Annotated in this window: 5 protein-coding genes; all 5 read left to right on the top strand. The window is 33.0% G+C overall.

The annotated features are described in order from the left end of the window. Positions 1–111 precede the first annotated feature (111 nt). The 5 genes from HMPREF2766_RS04190 (at position 112) to HMPREF2766_RS04205 (ending at position 3,631) form a co-directional block, all read left to right on the top strand. The gene (locus HMPREF2766_RS04190) at positions 112–729 is read left to right on the top strand and encodes an SAP domain-containing protein (protein WP_070567908.1); all 618 of its coding nucleotides are present in this window, start codon (positions 112–114) and stop codon (positions 727–729) included. A 40-nt stretch (positions 730–769) separates the two neighbouring features. Continuing rightward, entirely contained in the window at positions 770–898 is a 129-nt protein-coding gene (locus HMPREF2766_RS09900; RefSeq protein WP_080978778.1) for an ADP-ribosylglycohydrolase, read from the top strand. Between the two features lie 297 nt (positions 899–1,195). Further along, the gene (locus tag HMPREF2766_RS04195; RefSeq protein ID WP_070567909.1) at positions 1,196–2,167 is read left to right on the top strand and encodes a DUF6892 domain-containing protein; all 972 of its coding nucleotides are present in this window, start codon (positions 1,196–1,198) and stop codon (positions 2,165–2,167) included. A gap of 70 nt (positions 2,168–2,237) precedes the next feature. After that, positions 2,238–2,909, top strand: a complete 672-nt coding sequence (locus tag HMPREF2766_RS04200) for a hypothetical protein (RefSeq protein ID WP_070567911.1) — start codon at positions 2,238–2,240, stop codon at positions 2,907–2,909. Between the two features lie 59 nt (positions 2,910–2,968). Next, positions 2,969–3,631 (top strand): DUF443 domain-containing protein, encoded by a 663-nt coding sequence (locus tag HMPREF2766_RS04205; protein WP_070567912.1) that lies wholly within the window; start codon positions 2,969–2,971, stop codon positions 3,629–3,631. Positions 3,632–3,763 lie beyond the last annotated feature (132 nt).

Below are 3,763 nucleotides of genomic sequence, written 5' to 3' on the forward strand. Positions count from 1 at the left end.
CCGCTGAGTGTGTGAGTTTGTTAGTGAAACATAGTTAATCCTCAAACTAAAGAAACTAAAACTCCATTATTTAGAAATGAAAACCTAAACTGGTTTTAAGGAGGTAAAATATTGATGGAAAGCAGACCTGAGTTCAATAAAGTCGCATCCTTTGATGAATTTAATAAATACTATTGGTATCGGGATGAACTTTCACAGATATGCAGGTCATTAGGACTTGAATATAGAGGTACAAAACAGGAACTCAATGATATTATTGAGCAGTACTTCAAGGGGAATTTGATTAAAAAATCATCAGTAAAAAGGAAAAAGAAACGAGTAGAAGTCGTTACTTTAGATACGCCCTTACTTGAATGTGGATTCTCCTTTAATGCAAACTTTAGAGAATATTTCTCAACTTTAACAGGTGTTTCGCCCTTTAAATTTACTGCTAATATGGCCACTGCTTGGAGAAAAGTAAAAAAAGAAAATGATTTGAATTTCACAATCCAAGATATGCTAAAAGTCTATTATGGAAATTCAGATTATGCCAAGTATGATCATTCGGTTTGTCAATGGAATCAATTTTTAAAGGATTTCTGTGCAGACGAAAATAGTCGTAACTACTCAAACAAGTTAAAAGTTGCTTCTATTCTTTGGAAAGAAGTTAGAAATTCAAGTAATGCAAAAATTTATTCAAAGAATCTTTTAACTGAATATGCTGATAAAATAGATGAGTATGACAAGTAGAAATGTCAGTCTAAACCAATAGTTTGTAAGGAGGAATACCATGCTAGGAGTAATTATTGGAGATATTGTAGGTTCAGTTTACGAATGGAACAACATCAAAACGAAGGATTTTTCTTTATTTTATGAGGATTGTTTTTTCGCGGATGATCCGGTAAGTCCGAACCGCTGAGTGTGTGAGTTTGTTAGTGAAACGTAGCTAATCCTCTCACCTTTTCATTTTAAGGAAAGAAGGCTTCAAAGCTCCACTGGAGCTTTGAACTCCCCAAACCTTTTGTGTTCCGCAGACGCGCCACGTTGAGGCGGTAAGTCTATTAGTGAAGAGTATTTAATTTTCAGAAGGCTTCCTACTTTTTTAATCCTACAGGCGAAAAAATACGGTAAAACCTTATTTTATACAGTAAATTTTCTAACGTTAGAAAATAGGTTTGATGCATTTAGATAAACAAATTATAAATAGGAGAATCAAATGTTTAGTTTTTTTAAAAAGAAAGGTCCTAAAAACCTCGAAATCAATTTTCATGACAATTCAATGGTAATGAACGGAACCAGCTTGTCTTTTCCTTTATCTTTGAAAGATATTGAGGCTGTATTAGGAAAGCCTGATCAGGTTGTCAAAAAAGAAAATAAATACATAAAGTACATTTACGACAATGCTGGTATTGTATTTGAACATTCGTTTTCTGTCAAGAATCATTTAAAGAAATGCAGGGTCTATCTTGATGATGAGCATCTACTTTCTACTATCAGTTTCTACTACGGTGATGTTGTAAAACCTATGTTTGGAGAAGAAGAATTACCCAAGATGCCTTGTCAAGCCGTAGTATCCACTGATGGGAAGACTCCCTATTTTCTTTATGATAGACACAGAACTGGGGATTTCAATTTTATTTTATGGACCCCTCGTGGAACCAATTTTAATGGAAGACCAGATGTAATGAGATATCCACTCACCATTTCTTACTATCCAGAAATCAAGCATGAACGTCAAAAATCAAATCCAAAAGTTGTTCAAGAAAAATATCTTCATTTCGATAATCTGAATTTTAAACTAGCTATTATCCAAGTATTGATGTATGATTTAGAGGTTTTAAAGCCAGCTTTTGATATTTTTGATTTTTCAGAGGAATTTAGCGAGTTGGATATTGATACAGAAAGTACAGAACTTGTCGAGCCTGCTTTAGAATACTTTAAAAATCTTCAGATTTCACAGAAGTATGCAAGTCTTGTAAAAGAGATTGATATGGATGGTGGTAATGAAATCTTTATGAATCTGATTCCTCAGTGGGATGGTGAGGATAGTTTTTTTGATTTGAATGAGGTTAGTTTGGCTGAATTAAAGCAGTTTCCAAATTTAAAACAAGCGACAATCATGTCAAGTAATTTTGAACAAGTTAAGGAAACTTTTGCTGTAGCTGGAGTTGACGTAGAACTAGTGTAAGTTAAACTAAACATTTATAAATTTTTGAAAAATCTTACTTTTATGACTCGAAAAAAGGATTAAATAAAATATGAAAAAGTTTAAATGGTGTTTATGGTTAACTGGAGTTCTTGTTATTCTTTTGACAGCATCTTCATTGAATGCTTGTAGTTTGGGTGGTGAAACTATTCCCCAAAATAGAACAAAGGAACAGTACGAGTTTGAAAAAACGTTTGATCCCATGTTTAAATTTTTGGAACAAGAGCAGAAGGATTTTAATGGGCTGGAAGCTTATAAAAGTAGAGTCTATATAAAAAATGGTGACGAAGTCAAAAGATATGAAATTGACCTAGATATTACCAAGGCAGATGGTAAGGGTGACTATAGAATACAAATCGGAGAAAACAAAAAAACGGTTCCCGTTAGTTATTCTAATGGCAAGTTGCATTACGATTCGGAGATAGACCCTTTATTTGATGAAGAGATTCTTAATTTAGTTGTCAAAAGAGATGTTTTTGACTCCTTGAATGTAAAAAGGACGTTAAGAACCGGAGCAACAGAGCTTAGTGAAATTATCTACCAGTCAGAAACTCAATCTGAACTTTTTCAGAAACTGAAAAGCAAATATGATCTACCAGAGGAAACAACATGCCAAATCAGGGTAGATTACTCAGATAAAACAAATTATGGGATCACAATACAGTTAACATCGAAAGAGATGTCTGTCAAAATTGGTTTAACTATTATTAAAAAACGGGGCTAACGATTTAGAAATGTTATTGAAAAGAGTTTTTTAACTCTGAGAAGAATTTAAAGGTGACTATGAAAGTAAAATTTAAAGAAACGAATAAAATATTTTTCAAAATAGTAGAAGTAGAGGGAGAAAAGTATATTCTAGATTTGACGACCGTTAGTCCCAAATCCTATTTCTGGGGTTCTCTTCCCAATGAGATCACTGCAAAAATGCAAAAGTTAGATAAAAGAGACACGCGTTTTGAAAGTGTGGCTCCAACTACGAGTAAATCAATTGGGGTTGCAATTGGTGTAGTAATAGGGGGTTCTGGCTATCGGCTAGTGACAAATTTTTTTAGAAATAATGGGATTAGTCACAATCTTCCTTTAAAGATAGGTTTATATGGTCTGTTCATCTTCCTAGCTTATCTTGCTTTCTGGTTCATTGCCATAAGAGCTCGTCATAGTGTCCAAAAAAGACTTGAGAATAAAGTTTCAAACTATCAAATAACCTTTAAACTAGTTGGAAATAAACGTCAATTAAAACATTACAAGCTTCTTCCTTTTATCCTTGTTCCGACTCTTGGATGTTTTTCATTCTATCTATATACTGTTAATGGAACAGAGGGAGCCTTACTTGTTATTAATAGTATTCTATTATTGGGATTTTTTACAGTTATTTTAGGCATGTCACCACTCCGAGAAAGTGTCGAAAAGCAAGAGATTATTTTTGATAGAATAGAGAAGTTATAAATTAAGATAAAAGCCGTTTTATGATCCTCTTTTGCAGGTCACATTGGGTTATTTTATCAGAAAATTAGGGAATTGATTAGAAAGTATTTTGAGGAATAGACGTGGAATTAAAATTTAAGTATTCGAATATAG

Source organism: Streptococcus sp. HMSC076C08, from assembly GCF_001810825.1.
Classification (GTDB): domain Bacteria; phylum Bacillota; class Bacilli; order Lactobacillales; family Streptococcaceae; genus Streptococcus.

Coding starts and splice junctions, on each gene's coding strand:
- HMPREF2766_RS09900 (WP_080978778.1), top strand. CDS start 770: ATGCTAGGAGTAATTATTGGAGATATTGTAGGTTCAGTTTACGAATGG.
- HMPREF2766_RS04195 (WP_070567909.1), top strand. CDS start 1,196: ATGTTTAGTTTTTTTAAAAAGAAAGGTCCTAAAAACCTCGAAATCAAT.
- HMPREF2766_RS04200 (WP_070567911.1), top strand. CDS start 2,238: ATGAAAAAGTTTAAATGGTGTTTATGGTTAACTGGAGTTCTTGTTATT.
- HMPREF2766_RS04205 (WP_070567912.1), top strand. CDS start 2,969: ATGAAAGTAAAATTTAAAGAAACGAATAAAATATTTTTCAAAATAGTA.